The sequence below is a fragment of the Lysinibacillus sp. G01H genome, from assembly GCF_028872195.1.
Lineage (GTDB): Bacteria > Bacillota > Bacilli > Bacillales_A > Planococcaceae > Lysinibacillus > Lysinibacillus capsici.
Window position 1 is genome coordinate 1,898,951 of sequence record NZ_CP118397.1, and the last position, 25,945, is coordinate 1,924,895.

The 25,945-nt window shown below is 38.0% G+C and carries 36 protein-coding genes; 24 read left to right on the top strand and 12 right to left on the bottom strand.

Going from position 1 to position 25,945, the window contains the following annotated elements; genetic code table 11:
* The first annotated feature begins 110 nt into the window (after nt 1-110).
* The 4 genes from PSR12_RS09280 (at nt 111) to PSR12_RS09295 (ending at nt 2,575) form a co-directional block, all read left to right on the top strand.
* Nucleotides 111-332 (top strand): hypothetical protein, encoded by a 222-nt coding sequence (locus PSR12_RS09280; protein WP_274772801.1) that lies wholly within the window; start codon nt 111-113, stop codon nt 330-332.
* Between the two features lie 32 nt (nt 333-364).
* A complete protein-coding gene (locus tag PSR12_RS09285; protein WP_274772802.1) occupies nt 365-1,153 on the top strand; it encodes a helix-turn-helix domain-containing protein in 789 nt (262 codons plus the stop codon).
* A gap of 129 nt (nt 1,154-1,282) precedes the next feature.
* A complete protein-coding gene (locus PSR12_RS09290; protein ID WP_274772804.1) occupies nt 1,283-1,564 on the top strand; it encodes a hypothetical protein in 282 nt (93 codons plus the stop codon).
* Nucleotides 1,565-1,828: 264 nt separating this feature from the next.
* Nucleotides 1,829-2,575, top strand: coding sequence for a hypothetical protein (locus tag PSR12_RS09295; protein ID WP_274772807.1), 747 nt, complete (start codon nt 1,829-1,831; stop codon nt 2,573-2,575).
* 367 nt (nt 2,576-2,942) lie between these two features.
* On the opposite strand, the gene fumC is transcribed toward PSR12_RS09295, so the two are convergent.
* Together fumC and PSR12_RS09305 are read right to left on the bottom strand one after the other, a co-directional pair.
* On the bottom strand, nt 2,943-4,334 hold the full coding sequence (gene fumC / locus PSR12_RS09300; RefSeq protein ID WP_257521930.1) for a class II fumarate hydratase: 1,392 nt from the start codon (nt 4,332-4,334) through the stop codon (nt 2,943-2,945).
* 278 nt (nt 4,335-4,612) lie between these two features.
* Complete coding sequence (locus PSR12_RS09305; protein WP_274772809.1) at nt 4,613-4,828, bottom strand: hypothetical protein; 216 nt, start codon at nt 4,826-4,828, stop codon at nt 4,613-4,615.
* Nucleotides 4,829-5,144: 316 nt separating this feature from the next.
* Between PSR12_RS09305 and PSR12_RS09310 the strand changes: the two genes are divergently transcribed.
* The 5 genes from PSR12_RS09310 to PSR12_RS09330 all read left to right on the top strand — a co-directional run bounded on the left by PSR12_RS09310 (nt 5,145) and on the right by PSR12_RS09330 (nt 8,898).
* Nucleotides 5,145-5,357, top strand: a complete 213-nt coding sequence (locus PSR12_RS09310) for a helix-turn-helix transcriptional regulator (RefSeq protein ID WP_221683212.1) — start codon at nt 5,145-5,147, stop codon at nt 5,355-5,357.
* The gene (locus PSR12_RS09315; RefSeq protein WP_221683180.1) at nt 5,354-5,752 is read left to right on the top strand and encodes a hypothetical protein; all 399 of its coding nucleotides are present in this window, start codon (nt 5,354-5,356) and stop codon (nt 5,750-5,752) included. The genes PSR12_RS09310 and PSR12_RS09315 overlap by 4 nt, the downstream gene beginning before the upstream one ends.
* A gap of 200 nt (nt 5,753-5,952) precedes the next feature.
* The gene (locus tag PSR12_RS09320; protein WP_274772812.1) at nt 5,953-6,501 is read left to right on the top strand and encodes a hypothetical protein; all 549 of its coding nucleotides are present in this window, start codon (nt 5,953-5,955) and stop codon (nt 6,499-6,501) included.
* Nucleotides 6,502-6,949: 448 nt separating this feature from the next.
* Nucleotides 6,950-7,678 (top strand): AAA family ATPase, encoded by a 729-nt coding sequence (locus PSR12_RS09325; protein WP_036081249.1) that lies wholly within the window; start codon nt 6,950-6,952, stop codon nt 7,676-7,678.
* The gene (locus tag PSR12_RS09330; protein WP_274772815.1) at nt 7,675-8,898 is read left to right on the top strand and encodes a GNAT family N-acetyltransferase; all 1,224 of its coding nucleotides are present in this window, start codon (nt 7,675-7,677) and stop codon (nt 8,896-8,898) included. Before PSR12_RS09325 ends, PSR12_RS09330 begins: the two co-directional genes overlap by 4 nt.
* A 33-nt stretch (nt 8,899-8,931) precedes the next feature.
* Here the strand turns inward: PSR12_RS09330 and pdxR are convergent, their stop codons facing one another.
* On the bottom strand, nt 8,932-10,314 hold the full coding sequence (gene pdxR, locus PSR12_RS09335) for a MocR-like pyridoxine biosynthesis transcription factor PdxR (RefSeq protein WP_221683183.1): 1,383 nt from the start codon (nt 10,312-10,314) through the stop codon (nt 8,932-8,934).
* A gap of 110 nt (nt 10,315-10,424) precedes the next feature.
* On the opposite strand from pdxR, the gene PSR12_RS09340 reads away from it, so the two are divergent.
* The gene (locus tag PSR12_RS09340; RefSeq protein ID WP_257521932.1) at nt 10,425-10,865 is read left to right on the top strand and encodes a GNAT family N-acetyltransferase; all 441 of its coding nucleotides are present in this window, start codon (nt 10,425-10,427) and stop codon (nt 10,863-10,865) included.
* Nucleotides 10,866-11,176: 311 nt separating this feature from the next.
* On the opposite strand, the gene PSR12_RS09345 is transcribed toward PSR12_RS09340, so the two are convergent.
* On the bottom strand, nt 11,177-11,869 hold the full coding sequence (locus PSR12_RS09345) for a class I SAM-dependent methyltransferase (protein WP_274772818.1): 693 nt from the start codon (nt 11,867-11,869) through the stop codon (nt 11,177-11,179).
* A gap of 230 nt (nt 11,870-12,099) precedes the next feature.
* On the opposite strand from PSR12_RS09345, the gene PSR12_RS09350 reads away from it, so the two are divergent.
* The 6 genes from PSR12_RS09350 (at nt 12,100) to PSR12_RS09375 (ending at nt 15,500) form a co-directional block, all read left to right on the top strand.
* Nucleotides 12,100-12,702 (top strand): CPBP family intramembrane glutamic endopeptidase, encoded by a 603-nt coding sequence (locus PSR12_RS09350; RefSeq protein WP_221683186.1) that lies wholly within the window; start codon nt 12,100-12,102, stop codon nt 12,700-12,702.
* 72 nt (nt 12,703-12,774) lie between these two features.
* Nucleotides 12,775-12,960, top strand: coding sequence for a helix-hairpin-helix domain-containing protein (locus PSR12_RS09355; protein WP_202341883.1), 186 nt, complete (start codon nt 12,775-12,777; stop codon nt 12,958-12,960).
* Nucleotides 12,953-13,120, top strand: coding sequence for a hypothetical protein (locus PSR12_RS09360; protein WP_016993359.1), 168 nt, complete (start codon nt 12,953-12,955; stop codon nt 13,118-13,120). Before PSR12_RS09355 ends, PSR12_RS09360 begins: the two co-directional genes overlap by 8 nt.
* A gap of 8 nt (nt 13,121-13,128) precedes the next feature.
* Nucleotides 13,129-13,761: a hypothetical protein gene (locus PSR12_RS09365; RefSeq protein ID WP_257521934.1), complete on the top strand. Its 633-nt coding sequence runs from the start codon at nt 13,129-13,131 to the stop codon at nt 13,759-13,761.
* A 77-nt stretch (nt 13,762-13,838) separates the two neighbouring features.
* Nucleotides 13,839-14,825: a helix-turn-helix transcriptional regulator gene (locus tag PSR12_RS09370; RefSeq protein ID WP_274772822.1), complete on the top strand. Its 987-nt coding sequence runs from the start codon at nt 13,839-13,841 to the stop codon at nt 14,823-14,825.
* A gap of 45 nt (nt 14,826-14,870) precedes the next feature.
* The gene (locus PSR12_RS09375; protein WP_274772824.1) at nt 14,871-15,500 is read left to right on the top strand and encodes a type 1 glutamine amidotransferase family protein; all 630 of its coding nucleotides are present in this window, start codon (nt 14,871-14,873) and stop codon (nt 15,498-15,500) included.
* Between the two features lie 54 nt (nt 15,501-15,554).
* Here the strand turns inward: PSR12_RS09375 and PSR12_RS09380 are convergent, their stop codons facing one another.
* The gene (locus PSR12_RS09380) at nt 15,555-16,106 is read right to left on the bottom strand and encodes a DUF1648 domain-containing protein (RefSeq protein ID WP_274772826.1); all 552 of its coding nucleotides are present in this window, start codon (nt 16,104-16,106) and stop codon (nt 15,555-15,557) included.
* Nucleotides 16,107-16,144: 38 nt separating this feature from the next.
* Between PSR12_RS09380 and PSR12_RS09385 the strand changes: the two genes are divergently transcribed.
* On the top strand, nt 16,145-16,885 hold the full coding sequence (locus PSR12_RS09385) for a sulfite exporter TauE/SafE family protein (protein ID WP_274772828.1): 741 nt from the start codon (nt 16,145-16,147) through the stop codon (nt 16,883-16,885).
* Nucleotides 16,886-16,897: 12 nt separating this feature from the next.
* Entirely contained in the window at nt 16,898-17,833 is a 936-nt protein-coding gene (locus PSR12_RS09390; protein WP_342456130.1) for a PD-(D/E)XK nuclease family protein, read from the top strand.
* A gap of 37 nt (nt 17,834-17,870) precedes the next feature.
* Here the strand turns inward: PSR12_RS09390 and PSR12_RS09395 are convergent, their stop codons facing one another.
* Nucleotides 17,871-18,104 (bottom strand): DUF3923 family protein, encoded by a 234-nt coding sequence (locus PSR12_RS09395; protein ID WP_255601735.1) that lies wholly within the window; start codon nt 18,102-18,104, stop codon nt 17,871-17,873.
* Between the two features lie 226 nt (nt 18,105-18,330).
* Here PSR12_RS09395 and PSR12_RS09400 point away from each other — a divergent pair, with 226 nt between their 5' ends.
* The 3 genes from PSR12_RS09400 (at nt 18,331) to PSR12_RS09410 (ending at nt 20,602) form a co-directional block, all read left to right on the top strand.
* Entirely contained in the window at nt 18,331-18,984 is a 654-nt protein-coding gene (locus PSR12_RS09400) for a hypothetical protein (protein WP_274772832.1), read from the top strand.
* A 125-nt stretch (nt 18,985-19,109) separates the two neighbouring features.
* On the top strand, nt 19,110-19,262 hold the full coding sequence (locus PSR12_RS09405) for a hypothetical protein (RefSeq protein WP_274772834.1): 153 nt from the start codon (nt 19,110-19,112) through the stop codon (nt 19,260-19,262).
* A gap of 179 nt (nt 19,263-19,441) precedes the next feature.
* Nucleotides 19,442-20,602, top strand: coding sequence for an MFS transporter (locus tag PSR12_RS09410; RefSeq protein WP_274772836.1), 1,161 nt, complete (start codon nt 19,442-19,444; stop codon nt 20,600-20,602).
* Nucleotides 20,603-20,943: 341 nt separating this feature from the next.
* On the opposite strand, the gene PSR12_RS09415 is transcribed toward PSR12_RS09410, so the two are convergent.
* The 4 genes from PSR12_RS09415 to PSR12_RS09430 all read right to left on the bottom strand — a co-directional run bounded on the left by PSR12_RS09415 (nt 20,944) and on the right by PSR12_RS09430 (nt 23,551).
* A complete protein-coding gene (locus PSR12_RS09415) occupies nt 20,944-22,110 on the bottom strand; it encodes a Ger(x)C family spore germination protein (RefSeq protein ID WP_221683195.1) in 1,167 nt (388 codons plus the stop codon).
* 130 nt (nt 22,111-22,240) lie between these two features.
* Complete coding sequence (locus PSR12_RS09420) at nt 22,241-22,486, bottom strand: YkuS family protein (RefSeq protein ID WP_257521943.1); 246 nt, start codon at nt 22,484-22,486, stop codon at nt 22,241-22,243.
* 80 nt (nt 22,487-22,566) lie between these two features.
* Entirely contained in the window at nt 22,567-23,025 is a 459-nt protein-coding gene (locus PSR12_RS09425; protein ID WP_274772840.1) for a dimethylarginine dimethylaminohydrolase family protein, read from the bottom strand.
* Complete coding sequence (locus PSR12_RS09430; RefSeq protein WP_274772842.1) at nt 23,009-23,551, bottom strand: hypothetical protein; 543 nt, start codon at nt 23,549-23,551, stop codon at nt 23,009-23,011. The genes PSR12_RS09425 and PSR12_RS09430 overlap by 17 nt, the downstream gene beginning before the upstream one ends.
* A 118-nt stretch (nt 23,552-23,669) precedes the next feature.
* On the opposite strand from PSR12_RS09430, the gene PSR12_RS09435 reads away from it, so the two are divergent.
* Entirely contained in the window at nt 23,670-23,867 is a 198-nt protein-coding gene (locus tag PSR12_RS09435) for a transmembrane Fragile-X-F protein (RefSeq protein ID WP_221683196.1), read from the top strand.
* A gap of 136 nt (nt 23,868-24,003) precedes the next feature.
* Here PSR12_RS09435 and PSR12_RS09440 read toward each other — a convergent pair whose 3' ends face one another.
* Nucleotides 24,004-24,579, bottom strand: coding sequence for an LOG family protein (locus tag PSR12_RS09440; protein WP_009371001.1), 576 nt, complete (start codon nt 24,577-24,579; stop codon nt 24,004-24,006).
* A gap of 64 nt (nt 24,580-24,643) precedes the next feature.
* Here PSR12_RS09440 and PSR12_RS09445 point away from each other — a divergent pair, with 64 nt between their 5' ends.
* Together PSR12_RS09445 and PSR12_RS09450 are read left to right on the top strand one after the other, a co-directional pair.
* Nucleotides 24,644-24,976 (top strand): MazG nucleotide pyrophosphohydrolase domain-containing protein, encoded by a 333-nt coding sequence (locus PSR12_RS09445; protein ID WP_370635396.1) that lies wholly within the window; start codon nt 24,644-24,646, stop codon nt 24,974-24,976.
* Nucleotides 24,977-24,986: 10 nt separating this feature from the next.
* On the top strand, nt 24,987-25,430 hold the full coding sequence (locus tag PSR12_RS09450) for a GNAT family N-acetyltransferase (protein WP_221683198.1): 444 nt from the start codon (nt 24,987-24,989) through the stop codon (nt 25,428-25,430).
* A gap of 33 nt (nt 25,431-25,463) precedes the next feature.
* Here the strand turns inward: PSR12_RS09450 and PSR12_RS09455 are convergent, their stop codons facing one another.
* Nucleotides 25,464-25,916: an NUDIX domain-containing protein gene (locus PSR12_RS09455; protein ID WP_221683199.1), complete on the bottom strand. Its 453-nt coding sequence runs from the start codon at nt 25,914-25,916 to the stop codon at nt 25,464-25,466.
* Nucleotides 25,917-25,945 lie beyond the last annotated feature (29 nt).

Below are 25,945 nucleotides of genomic sequence, written 5' to 3' on the forward strand. Positions count from 1 at the left end.
CTTTACAATAACTTTTTGTGGTGATATATTAACCTTGTAAGGTTAATTTGTTGGGGTTTATTTATCATAGAAAATTACTCACTTGCTGCAGGAAAGAGAGGTGAAACACTATGACATACTTTGGTTTTAAAATTTCAAGAGAAGATGAAGCAAATTTTCCGAAATTCAAGGACTACAAAGAAGCTAGAGAGTATTTCAAAAAGAGATATGGCGACAAATACAATTTAGGTTACTGGGAACATATCGAAGGTTGGGGAAAAGTTTATTTTGATGATGTAGACGAACAACCTGTCCAAATTCGAGAAGATGGAAATGTACATGTAGTATATTAATTTATTTGGTGATAGAAGGGCAGGTGAAAACGATGGCATTTGAGTACTTAGCACAATATAAAACATTTGAATCAGTAGCAGATATGGATACGGCTGTAGAAAATCATATTGCGGCTCATTACTACGATTTAACGGAATCAGAACGTGCCATCGTTTATAAGCTTGCTTCACACTCTCTTAATTATCCAGGAGCCTGTCATTTGAAAGCTGCGACAATTGCTGCAGCATTGGAGATCAGCACCAAGACAATTTATCGAGCTATTTCAAAACTGGAGTCGTTAGGAATCATTAAGAGACAGAAAACTACGAAGGTAAAGGGAGGTAGAGGTGCAAACGTCTATATTATTTTGCCGAACCAATCTGAAACATGTGAAGATCCTGACGAGCCTATCGAGGAATATGAGGTTGTTCCATTACATGAAGCATATAACCAGGCCCAGGTTGAAAAAGAAGCATGCAAAGAGTTCATGAATGAGTATCAACAAATGCTATTTGACTTTATGCATTCATTACCTCTCCCAAATAACTTTAAGGATGAGCTGCATAAAGTGGTACTAGCATCCAATGTAAGTAACGTCCAGGAATTAATAATAGCCAAAGATATCATTTTTAAAATGGCCAACGATATTAAAGACAGTGTGCTGACAGTTACAAAGACATTACGTGCAGTATTCGTAGGAGCCCACAACAAAGCAGTACAGCGCATAGATAAGCATCCAACAACAAACACATCATTTATGAAGAAAAAGCCTGTAAATGTACGTCCAGTACCTTTCTACAACTGGCTAACCGATAGAGATGGACCAACAGAAGTACTTTAATGAGAAGGAAGTGAGGACACATGAAAGTTACAGCCAAGGAATGGTGTGTCATGTCTGACCATAATATACAATTACCATTAAAGGCAATAGCAAACAAATAAAAACTAGAAGAAAAAGGGGAATGAGGATATGCAGGAACATTCACAACAACTAACTAATTTCAACCGTATTACAGACGTGGTACTGGATATTTCTATTGCGTTAGAAAAGGTACAACTTATGCAAAATGAGTTAAATGATGGTTATTTTGCTAAATGGGAACCAACAAAGAATAAAGAAGAAATTTATTACGTAGCTTGGGATTATGATCGCTACGGAGTGATTGCACGGATTGGGGAAGATTATATATATGAGATGAAAAGAAAAATCGAAGAATTAGAAAAAATGGTTAAAGTGCTCAGGGATCTTTAAGTGGATGATCCCTCAGGGCAACCTAGCAAGACAACTGCCGATGAAATAAAAGCTTGATGTGTCTGATAGTTACGTGAAATTAGAGGAAGACACTAACTTTAGGAAGTGAGAAACAAAGCACTTGCTACGGCAGGTGTTTTTTTTATATAGTCAGGAGATTAGTAAAGATACTGCAGTATAAGCTATCAAGATCTGATTGTCTAAATAAGAAGGAAATCCTTTCCTTTTGTCGAATATTGGGATAGGTGAAAGGGAGGGGTTAATTTGTCTCTGTTTGAAAATACATCTTTTGAGACATATTTATTATCATTAATACCCGTTATTATTTATATTGTAAAGACAACAATTGATAATTATGGGATAACAGAGTTGGAAAAACTAAGATTAAGTAATTTAAAAAAATTCTCAATTTCATTTTTGAAATATGTTACTTTTAGTCTTGTTTTTTTAGCATTTATTTATTTGGTTATAATTTTTGCTAAAATCCCATTTGAGGTTGATGATGTTAGAGCAATTTATGTTTTAGTAGCAATCTATTTTATAACATTTATTGGGGTAATGTTCTTATTTGAGAAGATAATAAGTTTTATAGCTACTATTTTAACTTTTCAATATGATTATTACATAGTGGATCAAAATGGTGATCCGCTTTATAAAATCATCAAACTTAGTAGCAATAATACGCTTTTAGTAGAATCAGAAGGTATAGAAGAATTTGTAGATGTAAAGGAAAATAGAAGATATAAAAAAATTCGTAGAAACAATTATTTACTCTCTAAAATGTACATTAGTAAAAAGATGCCCTATGTATTAAAGGGTTTACCTGCACTATGTATTGTATTATTGGTAAGTTTGTTCTTTACAAAATCATGGATTCAGTTTTTTTTATATCTTACTTTACTTTTCACTGTATTAGTCTCATTAGTGCTTACTTTGAATTTTTTTGAATACAAAAGATATATAAAAGAATCAGAACAAGAAGAAAGGAACGGCGAGAATAATAGGGTATAGATCTTTCTAGATGATATAATTTGCTAAATATTTAGGAATTTGTCTTCCACAGATTATTTCAGGGAGGCCTACTTACAATAAAATATATGTATGCACTGTGCCTAGCAGTGCTATTTTTTTATGTAACGAAGCTATTCATAATAAATGATCAACAAAAAAAGATTGAAGCAATTAGCCTCAATCTTTTTTTACTCACACATTCCTGTACACACGCTCGCCGTATTTTATTAGCCCCAATCTAGCCCCACTTAGCCCCAAAAACATGCCATAAAATACATTGACATGCTGAGATCAAATTAGGGGACATTATCAAAACCGTTGATATATCAATGTTTTAAAGGCATTACGTAGTCAACGTGCATTGCTTCTATTTTACGTTCGGATAAATCATTGTTGCTGGGTCTACATATTCATCGAACTGTTCTTCTGTAAGTAATCCGCTTGCGATGGCTGCTGCCTTTAAGGTCGTGCCTTCTTTGTGGGCCTGTTTTGCGATTTTTGCTGCGTTTTCATAGCCAATATATGGATTTAATGCTGTTACAAGCATTAATGAATTTTGTAAATTATGATCGAGTACTTCTTTGTTTGGCTCAATGCCTACCGCACAATGGTCGTTAAATGATTTCATTGTGTCTGCTAATAGGCGAGTTGATTGTAAGAAGTTGTAAATGATGACTGGTTTAAAGACGTTTAATTCAAAGTTACCTTGAGAAGCGGCAAAGGCAATTGTTGCGTCATTTCCAACTACTTGCGTGACAACCATTGTCATTGCTTCACTTTGGGTAGGGTTAACTTTACCTGGCATAATGGAAGAGCCTGGTTCGTTTTCTGGGATCGTAATTTCCCCAATACCTGAACGAGGGCCACTTGCTAACCAGCGAACGTCATTGGCAATTTTCATTAAATCAGCCGCTAAAGCTTTTAATGCACCATGTGCTACAACAGCTTCATCATGACTTGTTAAGGCATGGAATTTATTTGCAGCCGATGTGAATTGTTTGCCTGTTAGCACACTAATTTCCTCAGCCACACGATCACCAAATTCAGGGTGAGCATTGATTCCTGTACCGACCGCTGTTCCACCAATTGCAAGCTCCTTCATATAGTCAATATTATGGATAATCATATGCTCTGATTTTGCGAGCATGGCTGCCCAACCGCTAATCTCTTGACCTAATGTAAGAGGTGTCGCATCCTGTAAATGCGTACGACCAATTTTAATAATGTCCTTAAATTGAGCGGCTTTATCTTCCAAAGTTGCTTTTAGTAAACGTAGTCTTGGTAATAAATAATCTTCCACTTTTAAAACAGCCGCAATATGCAATGCTGTTGGGAATGTATCATTAGAGCTTTGTGATTTATTGACATCATCATTAGGATGAATACGGTCCGCTTCACCAGCATCCTTTAATAGTTGATTCGCACGGTGAGCAATGACTTCGTTCACATTCATATTGGATTGTGTACCACTACCAGTCTGCCAAACCACAAGAGGGAATTGATCGTCCCATTGACCATTTAAAATTTCATCTGCAGCCTGCACGATGGCATTTGTTTTAATATCAGAAAGTTTGCCTAATTTATTATTCGCAATGGCCGCACTTTTCTTTAGGATCGTCATAGCTTGCACAAGCTCGATTGGCATTTGTTCCGTACCAATTTGGAAATTTTCTTTACTGCGCTGTGTTTGCGCGCCCCAAATTTTATTAGCAGGTACTTTAATTTCACCCATAGTATCTTTTTCAATACGATAATCCATGTCAAAACAGCTCCTTTAGTATGTAAAGTTCTCCTCATGTACAGATAAAAACGGATACTCTTAGTCTGATGTAAGAATATCCGTTTGATACATGCTTATTCAAAAAAGAGGGGGATTCTGAATGAAGCAATTTGGAGAAAGAAATAATCTATTGATAATGATAATTGTTATCAATTAAAAAGTCAACGGTTTAGCTTGAAGAAATTTAAAGTGAATGATTCGCACTCATTACTTATTTTATTCCCGAAATTTAAGGGAATAAACCATGTTTTAGTCGATTATCTCTTTTTCTTTCCAAGCTCTTTAAGAGGCTGCTTTTTAGGGATTTTTTCGAACAATATCTTCACATGAAAATTGTTGTTATCAACTTGTAGTACCTCCAACACCTTTGCCTTACGCCCTTTAATGCGAATATTTTCTTCCACAGTAGGTAGCTTGACGAGCAATTGACTTAAAACGGACGTCTTGTTTTCGTAATAATGAGTCACAAACATCGCGATTCTCCTTCTGACTTTTGATTGTTACTCAATTTATGAGCAAGGGATAATAGTTAGAACTTTGGAGGTGGTGATCAAAAAATGAAGAACAACGACTAGATGCTTAAGATAATTAAAAATTGAAAGGGGTCTCTAGGTGTACAGTTTTTTAAACCTGAAGTATTTTGGTTCACGACATAGTAAATAACAAAAAACTATGTGATAAAGCTAATAAAATAATTGGGTGTAAAATATGTTTGACACCTTATTTGTCCTACCTTAATATTATGGTGTAAAAGATCTTTTACAAGCTAGGAGCGGAGTGGTGTTAGAAATGAAAAATAAAATAAGGGTATATCGAGAAAAAAATAACCTCTCACAAGGTAAATTAGCGGAGTTATGCAATGTGACAAGGCAGACCATTAATGCCATTGAAAATAATAAATATGATCCAAGTTTGGAATTGGCTTTTACTTTGTCCTATATTTTAAGTGCTCCTATAGAAGAATTATTTATTTTTACATATGGAAGGAATGAGAAAAAGTGACGATTACAAAAAAGGTAAGTTTAATCGGTTCTTTAGTTATTATTGTTTCTATTGGTAGTTACGGTGTATATGAATGGATCACGAAAGAAATGATTGGTGCAGCGACAATTTTCTTTGTATTCTTAGGAATAGGTCTTTTATTTCAGTCCATTACTTGGGGAGAAATGAACGGAGTAAATGAAGGAAAAAAAGATGAGTTAGAAAAACATATAACACTTGTTAGTTCAAAAATTAGTTACTATCTTTTACTGTTATTTATGGTTATTGTTTTAGTGATCTCAGAAAGAGTAACCGCTTTAAATGATATTAAGAATATTCCACTTGTTATTGTCATAGGACTTGCTTGGATTACTATGCCAATTACTGAGTTTGTAGTTTCTAAAAAATATAGTTAAATAAATTGATCATTGTGAAGAAGGCTGATTTATTTTGATGAAGTTTAATTTTAGATCAACTTACCTCGATAGATTGATTAAGAGGTGAGTTGATTTTTTTGTTAGATATTTATGTTAAAATAACTATGGAATTTTATGACAGGTTATTGTTATTCTACTAACCATGACAAAAAATTTAGAAAAAGGGGCGAGAAAGAAGAATGACAAATAATATCATCGAACAAGCAAAACGGGGGTTGGAGGGTTTTGCTATTGGAGGTTATCATACTAGCGGAAATTTTGGTAAGTATCGGGAGGAATACTATAAATATTTTGGAGATCCAGATTATGAAACGAGAAAGTACGCTATAGCTGCATTTACTTGTATGCTGGGTACTTGGGAAACAGGTTCTCTTCAGATATTTCAGCCAATACAAGAGTGGGAGGAAAATAAGAAATGGAGCTCAAATCCATTAGACCAGAAGCGATTTTATCGTTTTAAAGATTATCTTTATGCTCTGTTAGCACATCATGAGCAGATAGAGAAAGAATTTCCTTATATGTTTGAAGATATTGTTTTATTTTTAATAAAAATAGAATTAAATCAAGGGATCAGTTATGAAGAATGGTTTCCAGAGCATAACCCGAATTTGTTTCAGCGATTAAGAGAAGAAATTTTAATACCTAAACAACATTTGGCAAATAAAAGAAGTAATTGGGGATTATTGTTAAAAGAAATAGGTATTGAGCCTTTTTTTGAATCGGATTAATTTAGTAATGAAAGTGATCCAAAATATCCCCTCAGAAAGGAAGTCTAGGTGATCTTAAAGAGAGGCACCCCACTTATTAGAAACAATCATTTAGCAAGCCACAGCGAAATAAAATTGCTATGGAAGCACTACTGCATGTTGCGGGGAAATCATTCACTCAGTCAGTTAGAGAGGAGGTCAATGTCCAGTTATTTTATAAAAAAATCAAAAATATGACATGATACTACAGGTAAAAATTACAACTTTCGACATGTTTTTTATTTATTTCTCGGGAAATATCTCATAGCGAGTTGTGAAAATGGTAGGGACTTCGTCAGCTGTTTTAGGCTATTTATGTTTGGCTGGCTCGGGTGGCTACATAAAAAGGTGACATTTCAATCAAACAGGTGGGTGGATTACGTTTCAGCTAGGGGGATGTTCGTTATAATAAGAGTAAGGAGGAAATAAAATGTATTTAAAATCATGTAAGGTGTTACAGGATACGATTCCCAATAAACAGGAGTATCCTTTTAATATTCCAAGCTTGCAGGATTTGCATGAGCTGGAGTTCCCGACGAATGTGACGTTCTTTGTTGGGGAAAATGGTTCGGGGAAATCAACATTACTGGAGGCGATTGCTGATCGCTGCGATTTCAATACGGCTGGTGGCGGTCGTCAAAATTTATATGAAGTACATAAGGCGGAATCTTCATTGGGGGAATATATCCGTTTGTCGTGGTTGCCGAAAATATCGAATGGGTTTTTTCTTCGATCAGAAACATTTTATCAATTTGCCAGTCATATTGATTTGATAGAAGATCCAAGGAGATACAACGCTTTTGGTGGGAAATCTCTACACCACCAATCTCATGGTGAATCCTTTCTTGCGTTATTTATGAATCGCTTTAAGGGTAAAGCCATTTATTTATTGGATGAGCCTGAGGCGGCATTGTCACCAACGAGGCAGCTGAGCTTGCTGAAAATAATGAAGGACCTTGAGCATGAGGCACAATTTATTATTGCTACACACTCACCCATTTTGCTTGGCTATCCGAATGCAACGATTTATAGTTTTGATCAAGGAGAAATTGAATCCATTCGCTATGAGGATACCATACATTACATCGTGACCAAACGCTTTTTAGATGCGCCACAGTCTATATTAAGAGAGTTATTTGATGAGGAGAGAGAATCATGAATCAACGAAAAGGCTTAATCATGCGAGAAATCCGATTAGATGAAATGGCACAGTCCATTGATTTACTGAATTATGTCTTTCAAATGTCAATGTCCATTCACAAGGATCGTCGCTTTGTGAATGCGAAGAGTAGGCAATTTAATGAAGAGCATGCTATCGGGTGGTTTGATGGTTCACAGCTTGTATCGCAAATATTAAGTTTGCCTTTTGAGGTGAATGTGCATGGTAAGATTTATGAAATGGGTGGCATCACAGCAGTTGGGACATACCCTGAATATTCAGGACATGGCTTAATGGAGAGCTTGATAATTGAAAGTCTGCAAAGTATGCGAAATGAAGGACAGTATATATCCTATTTATTTCCATATTCTATTCCTTATTACCGCAAAAAGGGATGGGAAATTATGAGTGATATTGTGGAATTTCAAGTGAAGGATACACAGCTTCCTCATTATGCTGGTCTTAATGGGAAAATTCGCCGAGTTGATCCGAAGCATGAGGATGTGGTGGATATCTACGCACGCTATGCACAGAAAACGCATGGCGTAATGGTGCGCAATAGTATTGCCTGGAACGAGAAATTTCAGGAGGATTTCTGGGAGGAGAAATTTATAGATAGTGATGTGAACCTTCAGGCAGCGGTCTACTATGATGAAGAAGATGTGGCGCAGGGCTATATGTTCTATCGTATTATGGAGGAAAATTATTACATTGATGAAATCGTCTATTTGCAGGAAGAGGCTCGTAAAGGTTTATGGAATTTCGTCTCGGCTCACAGCTCGATGGTCTACAATGTCTACGGGAAAACAACCGGAAATGAAGCGGTAGCCTTTCTATTAGAGGACAGCGAAATTATTCAAAAGGTATCACCTTATTTCATGGCAAGAATCGTCGATGTCAAAGAATTTTTACTGCGCTATCCATTTATCGGTCAGGATTTCGAGCTTCAGCTAGCTGTCAGTGATCGCACTGTGGCATGGAATAATGGTACCTACATCATCAAAATGAAAGATGGAAACCTTGCTGTGCAGAAGGTAAGTGAGACGTTGAACGCGAATGCTGTGCATTTAACAGTGCAAACACTGGCTACCATGCTGTTAGGCTACAAACGTCCAACCTATTTAGAAAAAATTGAACGATTACAGGGACGTGCAGAGGAAATTGCATTGCTTGAGGCGGTTTTACCAGTGGGTATCCCAACATTTATTGATTATTTTTAAGAGGTATGGGGGTTAAAGCCATAACGTTGACGGTTATGGCTGCCACGCCTCTTTTAACAGCTCAATCCCCAGCTTGATTTCTTCCAACGCTAATTTACTAAAGCCTAATTGCAGCATTGGTTCCTTATTTGTTTGATGGATAAAAAAGGGGCTTGTCGGATAAACCTTCACACCGTAAGTCGCCGCTCGTTGGATTAGCTGCTGCTCGGAAAGTGGAGACTTTATTTTCACTAATACATAGAGGCCTGATTGCTCGCCTAACACGGATATTTGCTGCCCAAAATGTCGTTGTAGCTCCTGTACAAGGTGCTGCATTTTTTGTTTATAGGTCAAACGCATTCGTTTAATATGGCGTGTCCATTCTCCCTGCGCCATAAATTGGGCCATAGTGCGTTGATGGAGGGACGAAGCATTTTGTTCAAAGTGAGCAAAACGCTCTTTATATGGCTGAACAAGTGCATTTGGTAGCACCATATAGCTTAAACGCACACCTGGTAAAAACGATTTTGAGAAGGTGCCGAGATAGATTACCCTTGATGAGTCGATGGAGGCCAGGGCAGGAAATGGCTGTTGCGTATAGCGAAACTCTCCATCATAATCATCCTCTAGAATATAACCATCGACTTGTTGAGCCCATTGTATTAAGGTCTGTCGCTGCTGAATAGACATGGACACTCCGTATGGGAAATGATGTGACGGGGTGACATACATTAAGCGTGATTGACAGCTTTGGAGTATATCAAGTTGAGCTCCTGTTTCCATTACAGGTAGTGACTCTATTTCGAAGTGATGTAACTGGAAGGCTTCACGTGCACCGTCATAGCCAGGGTCTTCCAAAAGAATGCTTGGAAAAGAATCTTTTAGTAAAAAGCCAAGATACAAGAGCATTTGCTGTGTGCTACTACCGATAATGATATTGTCGCTCGTTGTATAAACCCCTCTTGCTTGTAGTAAATACGGCACAAGCTGCTCCTTTAGCACTGATTCTCCAAACAGTTCTCCATATTCGTAACAGGTTGATTCCTGTAATACTTGATTGGCAATTTGGCGCCATGTTTTCATGGGAAAATGTTGCTGATCGACAGCCCCTGCGCGAAAATCTACAAGATAGGATGCAACCTTCTTTTTTGGCTGTGTCATAGGGGGCTGTTCCTGCTCCTTTAGAAAAACCTGCTCTAGTGCATTGACGAAATAGCCTTTTCGTCCCTCCCCACGTATGTATCCTTCTGCGACAAGCTGTTCATAAGCGGTTAATGTAGTATTACGACTGACCTGTAAAGTTTCTGCAAGTTTTCGTATGGAGGGCAGGGAATCATCTGTTTGAAGTGTACCTTGCGTAATAAGTACTTTAATTTGCTGATACACTTGCTTATATTTTGCCTCCTTTTCTGTTAATAGAAAGATAAAATCGTCCATAAGGCACCACCTTGACATGTTAAAATGTTTGGAACTGTTTCTTTTGAAATGTCAGATTATTTACTACCATCATACTAGAAGGACAATCAAAAGGAAATGGAGAGCATAACATGAAAATTTGTAAGGTGACACAGGAAACGATAGGAGAAGTAGTCCCATTATTTAATGCCTATCGTGAATTTTATGGACAATCATCTGATTTACAGCAAGCCGAGCAGTTTATACAGGAGCGAGTGATGGGAGGAGAGTCTATTATTTTTCTGGCATATTTGGAGGAGAAGCCAGTTGGATTTGCACAATTGTTTCCAGTCTTTTCATCTGTAGCTATGAAACGAGCGTTTCTCTTAAATGATTTATTTGTGGCGGAACAAGCCAGAAAACAAGGTATAGCACAGTCGTTGATGGAGCAATGCTATGCCTATTGTCAGCAGGAAGGTGCTCGTTACATGATGCTTGAAACCGCCAGAGATAATGTCCAAGCACAGAAGCTCTATGAAAAAATGGGCATGACGGTTGATGAAACTGTTTATTATTACAGTATTTATTGGTGATTTTTTTCGATGTGATGGGAGTTGGTGGAGAGCCCGCTCAAATGTGAGGAGAAAGTGATCCATCAGAAGGAGAACCCGCTCAAACATGAGGAGAAAGTGATCCATCAGAAGGAGAACCCGCTCAAACATGAGGAAAAGTGATCCAACTGAAGGAGAACCCGCTCAAACATGAGGAAAAGTGATCCAACTGAAGGAGAACCCGCTCAAACATGAGGAGAAAGTGATCCATCAGAAGAAGAGCACGCTCAATACCCTTTTATATCTAAACTTCAGCCCCCACCATTTATTGTGTAATGGAGGGGGCTTTGTGTTTAGGCGTGGCTCATCCATCCTGAGAAGAGACCTGAGGAGAAAAAGCGGGTAATGTTTTGAAAGCCCGCTTCACTTAATAGCTGTTGGATTTCTTGATCGGAGAGGAAGGAAATATTCATGATGCCCTTGCCCATGCTATCTACCTTTTCTTTTGTATAGCCGGCATCTAAAAAGTAGCTTTGCCATATTTTGATGCGATCTTGTAGTTCGTCACTTTCTCGATCTCCGTAGGCACATGCGAGGACAAAGGGCATTCCAGGTTTTAAGTGCTTGTGAATGTTTTGCAGTAGATGAAGTTTTTCCTGTCGATCTTCAATAAAATGAAGAACGAGGATACAGCTTGCTGCATCGAATTTCGGTGTTGATTGTGGCAAGCGCTCGATTGTTCCTTGTAGTAGCTGAACGCGACTTTCAATATCGAGTTGTACGGCTTTATGTTGTGCGATTTGGAGCATTTCCTCAGATAGGTCAACCCCAGTGAACTTCCATTTAGGGTTTGTTGGTCCCCATGCAGAAAGCTCGTTGCCCCCACCAGCTCCTACAACAAGTAGGGAAGCTTCTTGTTCCCATAAATGCATGCGGAAATAGGCTTGTGTCACGGCAAATAATGTGTCATAGGCAGGCACTGATATCCGCGTGCTTTGCTCATAAGTTCGTGCCTTTTCTAATAAATGTGTAGATAATGTACCCATTGTGATAGCCTCCAGTGTTTTAATGTCTCTATTACAGACCTTCAATGTCTGTAATAGAGTATAAATGAAAATAACTGAAAAGACAAAGGAGACCTCCGTAGACAGCAGTTTTTATGTAAAGCATTTAAAAATTAATAATAAAGATAAACAATTTAATGTTTATCATTAAATTACTATTGAAAATAATGGTGCTTTCTTCTATGCTTGTAGTAAACAGGAGGGGAAATAAGATGATGAATAGTTTAATTAGTGCCATTTTGCAAGTGATGTTATTTTCGGTGATTCCATTTATTTGGTGGCTTTGCACAGCGAGAAAAAAACAGCCCTTTTTAACGTGGATAGGATTGCAAAAGCCGATTGTGTTGCACAAGGGAAGGTATGCCATGTACATTGTACTCTCCATTTTCGCGCTGTTTGTACCGAGCTTTGCGCTAATCTTTTTCTATATTGATCGCTCCTTACTAGCAGCGAATCAATTCGTGGGACTTGGAGCGACGGCAGTCATTCCAGCGCTTTTCTATGCCATTATTCAAACAGGTTTATCAGAGGAGCTATTATTTCGCGGCTTTTTATTAAAGAGAGTAATGAAGACTTTTGGCTTTCAAGTAGGTAATGTCGTGCAAAGTTTTGTTTTTGGCTGTGTTCATGGTGCCATGCTATGGTCGGTGCTTCCGCTTCATGTAATCTTATTAGTTGTGCTTACAACAGCGCTTGCTGGCTATGTGATGGGCTGGGTGAATGAACGAATTGCTGGGGGCTCTATTATTGCTAGCTGGAGTATCCATAGTATCGTAAATTTCATAGCGGCGTGCTTGTATATGTTTATATTTTGACTTATTTGCATTTCTTTGCTGTCACTTGCATAATAGGGCAGAGAAGATTTTTTCGTGAAGGGACGTGCAAGCATGACAGAGTGGCCTAAGGGAGTAGCAAAACCAGCAATTCGCGCATTACATGCCGCGGGCTATACAGAATTGAAGCAGCTAGAAAGAGTTGAGCTTTCTACATTAGCTCATCTTCATGGAATGGGTCCAAAAGCTTTAGCAGCGATTGAGGCGGCACTAAAGGAAAGTAGGGAACCTCGTGAATAAGCTGACATTATTTTTACTGGCGATGGTTGTCTATTATATCCTCGTTGTAGTCGTTATTAGCAAGCTGTTTATTATTCCTATTATGAAAGTGATGGCTCTTATCTTTTTTATAGGGGCAGGTTATATCTTTTCTCGTAAAATGCGTAGGAAATTACAGTAGGAGGTAATATGAAAATTGTTAAATTAACATTCTTTTATTTAGCTATTATTTTATTGGCATTGACGCTGTCCTTAGCGGGTGTTCGTCTATCCATCTCACTTGGAATATTTGCATTAATTGCGGTAGGGATGATTTATCGCCATATACATATTTTATATCGCACAAACAATATGGAGCAGGTAGATCAATGGGTAAAAAATCATCGAAAAGAGCCTATATTTGCTGCTCTCTATGCATCAGCTTACGGGACAAAAGAGGAACAGATTCAGGCAATCGATGTCATCATCCATCATTATAAGCAGCCAGCTATTAAGTACAATTACCTCTTTATTAAGGCGATTATGGAGGAGAATCTTGGAGCTGCTAAAGCAGCCGCAAGACAAATTGATAAGGAGCCTTTAACTAGCTATGCACTATGCTATATCGCTGCGCTTGAAGGTCGATCAGCCGATATGAGAAGTGATAAACTAACACAGCCGTGGATGCAACCTGCAATTGAAGCCATCTATGCCTATACAATAAAGGATCAGGCTAAGTTCCGCCAATTCGCAGATGACAGCATCCAACAAGCACGTGGCATACAGAAATACGCTTTAATACATAATTTTAAGCAAATGGAAGATGAATTGGTAAAGGCATAATCGAAGGGCTACTTGATAATAGTATCAGGTAGCCTGATTTTGTGTCAGAAATCATAAATTCAATGAGGTGGAAATGTTTGTCTAAAATAGATCATATGATGCAGATTTTATGGATGTTGAATTCAGGTAGGAAAATTACTGCGAAAGAAATTGCTGAAAAATTAGAGATAAATATCAGATCCGTTTACCGCTATATTAACTCACTTTCTGCCAGTGGTGTGCCAATTATAGCTGAAACAGGTCATCATGGGGGATATACCCTGTTGAATAATTTTATTAAAAGTCCTCTTATTTTTGATGTTGATGAGAAAGCGGCATTACTTCATGCTTCTATTTTTGCAAAAGAAGCTGGTTATTTTTTAGATGAGGCATTAAACAGTGCAACAGCAAAGCTTACAATGTATTCAAATCAGGAGCAAGAAAAAATGATTCAACAGCATTTACAAGGTTTCGAGATAATCGGTCCAACAGAAACCTCATTGGAGCCACTATTAAAAAAATTAGAAGAGAGTATAGTAAAGGAAACCTCTATAGAAATGGAATACCATACTAATAATGAAGAGCAATCTAAGTGTAGGGTGGTTAATCCATATGGTTTGGTTTATTGGAATCAAAACTGGTATGTCGTTGCATTTTGTCATGTAAGAAATGAAATCCGTACTTTTAAAGTAGGCCGAATTAGCAGTCTGCATCAAACCGTCATTCCCTTCCAACGACCACAATCTTTCTCTGCCAGTGATTTTTTTATGGATAGCCTTTTTCCCCAAGATGAACATAAACAGAAGCTTGTGCCCTTCATCATTTGTGGAAAGACAAGTGCTGTGGATGCAATCAGTCAGCATTGGTTTTTAAAGTATCACCTCAAAGAACGCACCAATAAGAACGCAATATTTTTAGTAGATGAGGAAGCACTCCATACATATGTACCCTATTTACTTTTTCCCTATGGAAAATCAATCCAAGTAGTAGAACCCATAAGTCTAAAGCAAAAGATAATTGACGTTCTATATGAGCTCATACATTTTTATGGAAATGAAAACTTTACTGACGGAGAATGTCAGTAAAGTTTTTTTATACTAAGCATAGTTTCAATAAAAGGAGTGTTTATTATGCAGACAAGAAAAGTGTATCTTTATGTATTTGATACGATGGCAGATTGGGAGATAGGGTATTTAATGGCAGAATTAAATACAGGTAGGTATTTTAAAAAGGGGCTAGAGCCTTTAGAGGTGATAACTATAGGGATTGATAGAAGTCCTGTTACGACAATGGGTGGCATCACCATACTTCCAACTATTGCCGTTGCTGAATGTCACTTGAATAGCATGGATGTCTTGATTCTTCCAGGAGGCAATACATGGCTAGAATCTATTCATGATCCTGTATTGAATAAAGTCTCAAAAGCGTTGAACGAAGAAGTTTTCATAGCTGCAATTTGTGGTGCAACGTTCGGTCTCGCAAAGCTTGGTTTGCTTGATACAAGACAACATACGAGCAACGATCTCGAATACTTGAAGATGCTTTGTCCACATTATATGGGGGATGAATATTTTAAACAGAAGCCAGCCATAACTGAGGGGAATTTAGTAACGGCATCTGGCATTGCACCGCTGAATTTTGCCTACCATGTTTTGAGGCTGCTCGATGTTTTTACACCAGAAACATTACATGCTTGGTATAAGCTTTATGAGACGCAGGAGAAAAAGTATTTTTATGAATTAATGACATCCATTGAATAATAATTAGTCTAAGAAGAGCATGTTCATTGTTAAAACATGCTCTCTTTTTTTACATTAACTTTTTTTATCCAACAAAATGCCTCGCACAATACCCATCATGAAGATGCCAAATAACAGCAGTAAAAATAGGTAAGCATGCCATTGTTGTAAAATACGTTCGCGTCCTAAAGCCACCGTAAGATCATTGAAAAGGGAGTAGGTAAAATACAATAGAATACTATTTTTGATGAGACAAAACGTTAGGATGCCATTTTGTCGCTGTCTATGGGATAGCGGTGCTTTATTTTTACGCATCACAGGATAAGCGGCCTTTATCTCTAAATAGTGTAAAAGTAGAAAGAGCATAAGAGCGACAAAGGGTAAATAAAAAATAGCGATTTTTGGACCGAATTGGGCATGGTCACTCGTAAAGCTTTGCAAGACAGGAATCGTGGCTGGGAGCTTGCCATATTGAATAAGTGTAGCTGTAATACCAGCTAAAAAATAGTCGCCACAATAACAGTTAACTGGTGACAAAAGCGTGGTGTGGGTGTTTTTTGTTGTATATGCATCCTTGCTCCTCATTTCCATCATCATTGATAATAACAATCTGTTATACTGTATCATAGAATGTTTGCTTTTTGTGCTAGAGAAAGAAGGATATTATGGAATACTTATTGTTTTTACTAATTGGCATCATTGGGAATGTCATTGGTACGTTAGTTGGGGGTGGTGGCTTAATTACCTTGCCAACGATGATGCTAATGGGAGTACCCGTCCATTCTGCTATTGGCGCAAATAAAGTGTCCAATATGGTGAGTGCTTTTTCAAGCTTTTATACAATTTATCAACGTAAGGAATTAGCATGGAATGAAATGCGTTCGGTGTTACTTGTCTCTTTAATCGGAGGTACATTGGGGGGACTTTTCGCTTCATTCATGAGTAGTAAATCATTGACGTTCATTGCTATTATTTTACTTGGCTTTGCGCTTGTCATGTCCTTTATGGGTGGAGCTGATTTTGGCGACAAGGAACGTTTTACGATGAATCGAAAAAACGGTCCGATCCTTCTTGGGGTTGGCTTTTATGACGGTATGTTTGGTCCTGGCAGTAGTACATTGGCGCTTTATACATATGCACATGAGAAAATTTCCTATATTAAAGCAGTCGGGCTATCTCGGGTAGGGGTATTTGCAATGTGCTCAGGAGCAGCGATTACCTATATTGCTACAGGGAAAATCGAATGGCCCTTAACACTTATTTTAATGATTGGCTCGACGATTGGTGCACAGATTGGGCTTGTGCTAGCCAGAAAAGTGAAAGCACATCAGGTAAAGCTTTTACTGCGCATTGTAACGATTGTGCTGATCATACAGCTTGTTTATGATTTCATCCATCAGTTTTAGGAGGTGATTGTCCTGTTTGAAATTTCACCCTATCCAACCTTTTCGTGGTCGCTATCGCGTCATAAAACATTGACAAGCTGCGCCCGCAAATACGGCTATGAATATTACTTTTCACATAACGGGTGGCTCAGTTACAATGTGGAGCCATATCATCAACAGGTGTATCGCTTAAAAAAGCTGCAATCGATGCCTATTTTATTTGGGCAAATTGTCCATCGATACATTGAGCAGGCCATTAATGATTATTTACAAACAGGAAAAGCTCCAACTGTAGAGGAGCTAATTCAATTGGGGCGCGGACAGCTGAATGCAGCCTTTATTGACTCCACTCGTCGTCTTGAATTTTGGAGGCAAAAACCGAATAAGTATTATATGATGCAGGAAATCTATTATCATGGCACCCTTTCTCCTGAGCTGGTGCAAGACTATAAAGAACGTTTACGACTTGTCTTTAATCATTTTTTGATGAGTGAAACATTCCAGCAAATCACCTCACAAAAAGGCTCTCTCCGTATCGGAGAACCAGAGCAATTCCGCTCCATGAAAATAGAAGATGTTCAGGTATTTGTTGTTATGGACTTTCATTATTATGATGAATTGAGGGATAAATGGATTATTGTTGACTGGAAGACCGGTGGAGAATCTGATGATGACCGTCAGCAATTAGCCCTCTACGCTTACTATGTTCAGCAAAAATACCGTGTGTCTCTAGCGCAAATCGAGGTCTATAATGAATATTTATTAACAGGCAAGCGCAAGAAATATAGTTTTACAGACATCGATATGGAGAATATTTTGTATACGTTTCAGCGCAGCGTTTTAGAAATGAAAAAGTATCAGGCTGATATTTTTTCCAACGAGCCCGTAGACCTCGAGGACTTTGAACAAACACAAGAAAAATGGCATTGTCGTGGCTGTAATTTTAGGGAGCTATGTGCATCAAGGTGAAAAAGAAGCGAGTGCTAAAATAGCCTCTCGCTTCTTTTTAAGAAATTTTCGTATAATGAGCTTTTGTGCTTTTTTTAATAAAGTAAAGAAAAATTAATTGCACAAGCACAACGATTAGAAACATGATGCCCAAAATAATGAATGACACCATTTTCACTTCAGGTGTTTGCACAATCCCTGCACCATCAACATTTCTTGCCCCAATAAATACGGCGATGCCAGAAAAAATCAACAACCATACAATATTTACAGCCCACCAAATTATTTTCATACCCAATATGGCACCCTCTTTCTTCTTGTAATTCCCTTTCGGAGCTTAATTATAGCAATTTACCTTAAATTTGGAAATGTCCTATAGATGGTGCTACATCTCAGCCTAGAGACGGATTGACTATTTTTAAAATAGAAGTTTTTCATAGGCTTCATTTCTTATTTAGGGGGAATATGGTAAATTTGGTATGTGCATATTATGGATTACCTTAGAAAGGAGGTAGCATATGATGAACAATAAAAAGACGTTTATAGGGTCAATCGTTATGTTGGGTATTTGTATGTGTCTGTTTTTTCCGTATCCTTACAATGAAGCGATGATGGCACATACTACCTTCATGTCAATTCCGATCGAAACACAGGATGGATACGTGTTACTTGGCATCTTTGGCTCGATTTTATTTATAATTGCTATGATTTTACTACTTAGGAGCATAAACAAATATCATTTTCGAATATTTGTCATGGTAGTATTACTCTATTCTTTTTTACCCCATTTGCTCATCGCAGCATACCAAGAAACCTTTGCTAGTGGCATTATGGCCATTTCATACAAAGGGGATGGAGAATGTCGTTTTGATATGGTGAGAAAAGACTTAATGAATGGGGAATGTACCATTGTCTTACATAATCGAAGCAATGAAGCTGTATCCTTTGATTTACAATTTATCGATACGGATTTTTTTAAAGGCGATAAGCGGATGAATTCACTGATGAATATAGCAGGGCCATATCATGTGACCATCGAGGCCAATCGTGAAAAAGCTATTCATCTAAAGGAAATACTTGATTTAACAGATGTTCCTAATCATATAGAGGGAGGTAGCTCCTCCAAGGTGCATGTTCAATTAATTGACGGTGACAAGGAAAGAACTTTATAAATAGTCGATGCGTGGAAAATATTTTGCGTCTAATACATAGTTTCAACGTTGCATTTGCTTTTATGGTAAATTTGTATTAAATTATAGTAAGCTATGAATTGATCTTGAGAGAGGAGGCAAAAGTCATGGAAACGATTTTCAGAAGAACGGCGATTGAGGTAAAGACATTTTTACAATTAGATGATTTAGGCTCAAAGGGATCAGTCTGTGGTTTTTTAAGAAAACAGCATAGTGAAAGTAGTAACCGGAAGCTTTTTGCCTTTGTTAGTCAAGTGTGAAAAATGACTTTTTAACCATACAAAGTGATTGGTAGACGCCGGTTTTATGGCGTCTTTTTTGTTGTGATAAAACGGAGAGAGGGTGAGTTAATTGCTAAAAAAACTAAGACAATTAAGGAATGTTGCAGTGTTCCAAGCGCTTCTAATTTAGAAAAATAATTAGAAGCGAGGAATTAACTATGAAAAAACAGCCAATTTTTACTTCATCATTTCTTTTTCTATTTATAAGTAATTTTTTCATTTTTATAGGATTTGAAATGCTATTACCTATTTTACCAGCCTATTTATTAAGCATAAACGCCAATCCGATGCAAGTAGGCTTGGTGACGACGGTATTTACACTAGGTGCCATTACGATAAGACCTTTTGTAGGGTACTATTTAATGGATCATAAGCGGAAAAAACTAGCGATTGTGGCAAGTATAGCATTACTAATAATTACAATGCTGTATCCATTGCTTCACACGATTTGGATTTTCCTATTACTTCGACTTTTCCATGGAACAGCGTGGGGTGTATCCACGACAGCCAATAGTACAATGGCTGTAGATAGTATCCCTAAAGCTCGATTAGGAGAGGGTATGGGCTATTTCTCGGTATCCACAACCGTGGGAGCGATTGTTGCACCAAGTCTCGGGATCCTTATTTACAGTACTTTTTCTTTTCACACGCTGATTTGGTCGTCAGCCTTACTAAGTCTATTTGCGATCATAATGCTTTCATTTGTGCATTCCACGGCACCTACTCAAAATGATAAGCAGCCATTTCGATTTATGGAAGCGATATTTGAAAAAGAAGTGAGGTTTCAGGCATTATTGACTGTTGTGACGACGCTTGGTTTTGGCGCGATTATTACATTCTTAGTTCTTTTTGGTGAACAAAAGGGATTAAAGCATATTTTTCTATTCTTTCTTATCAACGCACTTGTTTCCACTTTAATACGCCCATTTACAGGAAAATGGTTTGATAAGCATGGACCATGGTCGATCATTATTGTGTCAGCGATTTTCGGTTTTCTATCATTAATCGTGTTATCCTATACTACAAATAATTTCACTTTGATTTTCGCTGCGATTTTATTTGGTACAGGCTATGGCACCATTATGCCGTGCCTACAAACTTGGGCTGTTCAAAAAGTAAGTGAAGCCAAAAGTGGTGCAGCCAATGCCACTTTTCTTTCCAGCTTTGATGTTGGGGTCGGTATGAGCGCATTTATCTTAGGGATTTTAGCTGAGTGGATAAGTGTAGAAATGATTTTCCGACTTGTTAGCCTAAGCTTCCTTCTTGTCGCTCTGTTAGTCTACCGGGATTACATTCTTAATAAGAAAACAAACCATTAATACAGGAAGAAGGACCAGTCTCAAGTGCTGGTCCATTTTTCTTTGAACTATAAAACGTATTGGATCTTTAGCCCTAATAAACTTGCCAAATTTAATACTCTCTAGAGGTTTGGAGGTTTAATGATTGTCCCATTCCAATTGTTTAATTCTAGCACAAGGCTTCGATCTACCGTTATTTTACATAATATAGCTTCTTTGTTCGCCAAAAATATTCCTCCAAACCTTTTTATCATCGTCTTGATTTCCTGTCTGTTAAAAGTTTCCTAGATCTTTTCCATTAATAGAGCATGACAAGATGGCCATAAGAAAGAGACCATGCCATTTTGGATGGTCTCTACCTATTATTCAGTAATCGTTTCTGCAAATGTTTTACGGCCAGGGCTTACTTTATTAATATGAATATCGATTTTGCTAATGGAATCTTTGCTTAAAGGAATTTTGCCATCCTTCTCTAATCTCTTCCAAGCCTTTACATTACTACGATAGAGATATTCGGATAGGCGAAAGATATCCGCATCTATTTTTAGTCCTTCTTCAAAGGTAGTTAGGATTTCTTCCTTGACGGCTTTTTCTACTTTTTTTCTTACCTGATTGGGTGTCAGCTTCCCTTTAAAACCATTTAAAATCGTATCGAACTTTAAATTTACTTCAAACTTTACATCATTACCTTTCACAATTGGCTTGACTTTAACATCTAGCTTTTTAATATCGACGGTTAAGTAATCACTTTTTTCATTATTTTCTAATTCGACGGTGATTTCTCCTTGCTTTGTTTCATCATTCATCCACTCTATTCCACGTGCAGATTTGCCTTTAATATAGCCTTTAAAACTATCCTTTGAAAGAATACCAACGCCAGCAAAAAAGGTTTCTTTTTTGGGGCCATCCATTGTCTCCCAGTTTTCGTTGACGGTTACATAAGGAATTTTCATTTCGTGGTTGGGCTCATTTAAGCCAATGACGAGCTGTCTTAAAGTAACAGGCTCTACAAATGACTCCTGCTTCGCTGTATTTTTAGGATTACTTAATTTGGCGGCAGTTGGTGATTTCTCTAACAATGGAGAAACTAATAAAACATCCTCAATAGGATCTTGGGTACAGTAAACCCAAATATGATATCTTGTCTCTCGAAAGCGTAGAAAAGTATCAATAACCGCAATCGCATGTTCAGCTTTCATAGCACTCTCTGAGAAGAGAAGAAAGGTCATATGTCCCCAAAATACTTCTTGGTCCATTGAACGATACAATTTGTAAATGGCTTCTTCTATTGTCTTACCCTTGGCTTGACCAATTTCGGTAGGTGCTGCATTAGGGTTAGCTGATTCTGTTTTCGCTACGTTAGCAAAGTTGATAATTTGTAAGTATGCTGTATATTCATTATCCTTATAGTCAACCCCCACACCTTGTACGTAATACATTCGTTGTGGCTCTGTTACATCCCAACAGCCGGATAGCAGTAGTGTAGTCGTCAGCATTAAAATAACAATTGCAATCTGTTTTTGGCTCATATATCTCCCTACTTTTTGAAGTTCGTGTATATTAGTTTGTACAAGAACGCAAGGTATTATAAGTAGAGACCATTTAGTATGTAGGAAGTGCTGCTCTCGTCAAAATGACGTAAAGACAGCACTAATGATTTTAGTGGAAATATTTTTGGACGCGTTCAACGACTTCGTTTGCCGATAGTCCATCCGCATCAATCACAGGACCTTCCATAACTGGATCACTCATTCCCATGACATCACGATCCTGACCTGTAATAATACAAGCATCACATTTTTTCGCATCCTCTTCATTGCGAAGCTGGATGACTTCATAGCCTTGTGCTTTTAAAGCATCCTCGATGTTCGTTAATGATTGTTCCACACCAATAATTCTAGACATTTCTTGTCCACCTCCTACAAGTAATGTGCCATTTCAGGTTGCTCATTATTCATACTATTTTTTAGTGGGAGAGATAATTGCTAGAGATCCGTGCGTAATAGGGGTTGTGTACTACATCTAAAAGAACCGCCTAAGCCTAAGCTTCGAGAAATCGTAAAATCAACAGATTCTACGGTGATACCTCTCTTCGCTAACTGCTCGCCAATCCATGTAAATTCTTTGTCTGTAATATAGACTTTTTCATTAATAGGTAAACCGTTAGTAGCAAGTTTTGCGGCATCCTCTAGGGAAACGTGAATTTTATCCCAATCTCTTAGCTGTTCGGGAATACCATCAATGAGTGCTTCCTCGCAGACAATCATTAGACCCTCTCTAACGAGGCTAAGCGCACAGTCAAGATGAAGAATGGTTGGATGAAGTGGCACTTCAACCACCGTATAATCAAAGTTACTTGCTAAATTACGCAACCATTGCACACCATTTTTATTGGAGGCTAGTCCTGAATTTCCGACGAAAATCGTTTTATCTAACACTAACACATCGCCGCCCTCTATCAAACGGGCCAGCTTCAGAATCAAAACCATCTGCCATATCAGGCTTTGGAATGGAGACATAGAAACATTGATTTTCGTTTGCTTCCTGTACTAAAAGATTGCGTACGGGCAAAATTTCGTTGCGTCTATGTGGGAATCGAAGGGAGCCCTCGATTAAGAAATGGCCGATAGTGAAAAAGGGATCGCGAACAAAGAAATTGCTATAGCCATCTTCTTTTCCTACTTCTTTTTCATAGTCTGTTAAACGTCTTGGTACTTGTACTTCTACCCCATATTTTTCTAATACTTTTTTTAAATTTGCTCGTTCTAATTCCCATTGCTGCTGTCTTTCTGGGAATACCTCATTAAAATTTTTACCGAGTGTATCAACGCTTGCATAAAGAGCTAAAGTTTCTTCTGTTAAAAATTCATCATCTGGTGGAGCCTCCTTAGCTGGAAAAGCAAATTCCGATTGCGCCATGACAACTCGTTTTAAAGGGGCAAACTCGCTTTTTACAAAAATATTCGTCATCTTACTGTCTCCTGTTGTATGATTTAGAAAAAATAGTGAAAATGTTTCCTGCGATGTTCCTTATCGTAAGGTATATGGTTCCTATATAGTCAAGAATGGGCAGTAAGGTGGTGAAAAGATGGGCATTGCAGAGGTGTTGACTATTGTCTTTGTCGTATTAAAGCTAACAGAAGTGATTACATGGTCGTGGTGGTTCGTCTTATTCCCAGCGATTCTTTCGTTTAGTCTGTATGCCATTATTGGGGTGGTGAAGCTTGGGATGGTATTGATTGCTGTGGTAGCAGTGAAAAAGAGGGAAAAGAAGGCGGACTTATGAAATCATAGTAGCCAAATCTCTAGTAATCTGAACGACCGGATCCATCTTTTGTTTTGCATAGTAACGTAGGATAGTATTGGGGATTAGGTAAGAAAAAGGTGAGGTTAGTCCAATTAGGTCCAACCTCACCACGTTATTATTTGCTTAATTCATAGGTTTTCACAGCTGGAGGAACAAAGCTTTCGCATTTATCTAATAGGGCTGCTGCGTCCTCATCAACAATAAGTGCCTCACGATATTGTGCTTTTAAAAATTGCTCATTTTGCATATGGTCAAAGAATGATATTAATAAATCAAAATAGCGTTCCATATTGAAAATAGCACAAGGTTTTTGAAGCAGACCGATTTGATTCCACGTAAATACTTCAAAAAATTCCTCTAATGTTCCAGGTCCACCAGGAAGGGCAATAAAGCCATCTGCTAATTCCATCATTTTACTTTTACGTTCATGCATCGTCTTTACAACAATCAGCTCTGTCAGCTGTTGATGCGCAATTTCACGTTCTTCTAATAATGTCGGAATCACCCCAATGACCTTGCCGCCTTCTTCTAGCACTGTATTCGCTACTGTTGCCATGATGCCTACAGAAGCACCACCATAAATAAGCGTAATTTGTCTTTTAGCTAATTCTTTTCCTAGTAAAATCGCTCCTTGACGATAAGCGTCGGAAGCCCCTAGACTGGATCCACAAAATACGGCAATACTTTTCATAGCTGATTTCCTCCATATCTGATCGAATTCTTTTATAGTATAATTTATTTTGAAGAGGAAGGAAATGGAGGAAGTAGAATTGGAACTAAATGACTTTCAACGCTGGGTAAAGGATTACTATGAAGCACGTGGCTGGTCAGAGCTTAATATTTTTACACGTATTGGCTTCTTGGCAGAAGAAACAGGTGAGGTAGCAAGGGCGATTCGAGCAATCGAGATTGGTAGAGATCGACCAGATGAAAAAACACAATCCTTTGAAGAAAATAAGCAGGAGCTAATTGAAGAGCTAGGGGATGTCCTAGGAAATCTTATCGTGATTGCTAATCAGTACGATATTCCATTAGAAAAAATATTTGCAGCTCATCAAGACAAGCTGATAAAGCGTTATCAGGAATAGGAGGAGCGAGATGGAATATCAAGTAGAGGTTTTACGGGAACAGCATGAGGATTTTACGAATTTTTTAAGCGAAAAAATTCGTGCCTATAATAATGAGCAATCTCCTCATCATCGTGAAAGTAGAAAGAAGGATGCGGTTCTTCCTTTACAGTTAATCGTCACAGATCAGCAGCAGCAATGGATAGGTGGTATAACAGCTGAAGTCTACTGGGGATGGGTAGAAATACATAAATTTTGGTTTAGTGAAGAATATCGTGGAAAGGGAATGGGCACAAAACTCTTAGCTCAGGCAGAGTTAGTAGCCAAGGACATGGGGGCAACAAAAGCCCTACTGACAACCTACGAGTTTCAAGCGCGTTCCTTTTATGAGGCTCATGGCTATCAAGTAGTGGGAGAAATTAAAGATTATCCACCAGGCAGTAGCTACTATACGATGGTGAAAGTGCTTCCTTAACAATAGGCTGTCTAAGGAAATAGATAGCCTGTTTTAATTGACATCGCCCAAATAGATTGTTGTTTGCTGTCCTCGTATAAACTGCTGTAACGGTTGGATAAGCGCTTTGGGGTAAAGTCTATATGTATGAAGCTTTTCAATCGGTATCCATTGGGTTCCAATTTGAAGACTATCTGGATTGGTTGGTTGACAAGTTTGCGCATTTACCTGACAGAGGAAATAATATTCTACCTGATGTACATCAGCGTCAAAGGCGGCATGCTCATGATTTTGTCCGATGTATTCACGGATAAATAACAGCTCTCCAATGTGAACGGAGGAGCCAATTTCCTCAAGGCATTCCCTTTGCAATGTCTTGTGAAAGGTCTCTCCATGCTCCTGCCCACCGCCTGGGCAAAGGTAAAAGTAGCCCTCGACATCTTGATTTTTTGTTAGCAATAGTTTCCCATCCATGATGATGATGGCTTTGACAGAATTTCTAATCATCGACTTCTCCTTTTAATTGTTATTTTTCG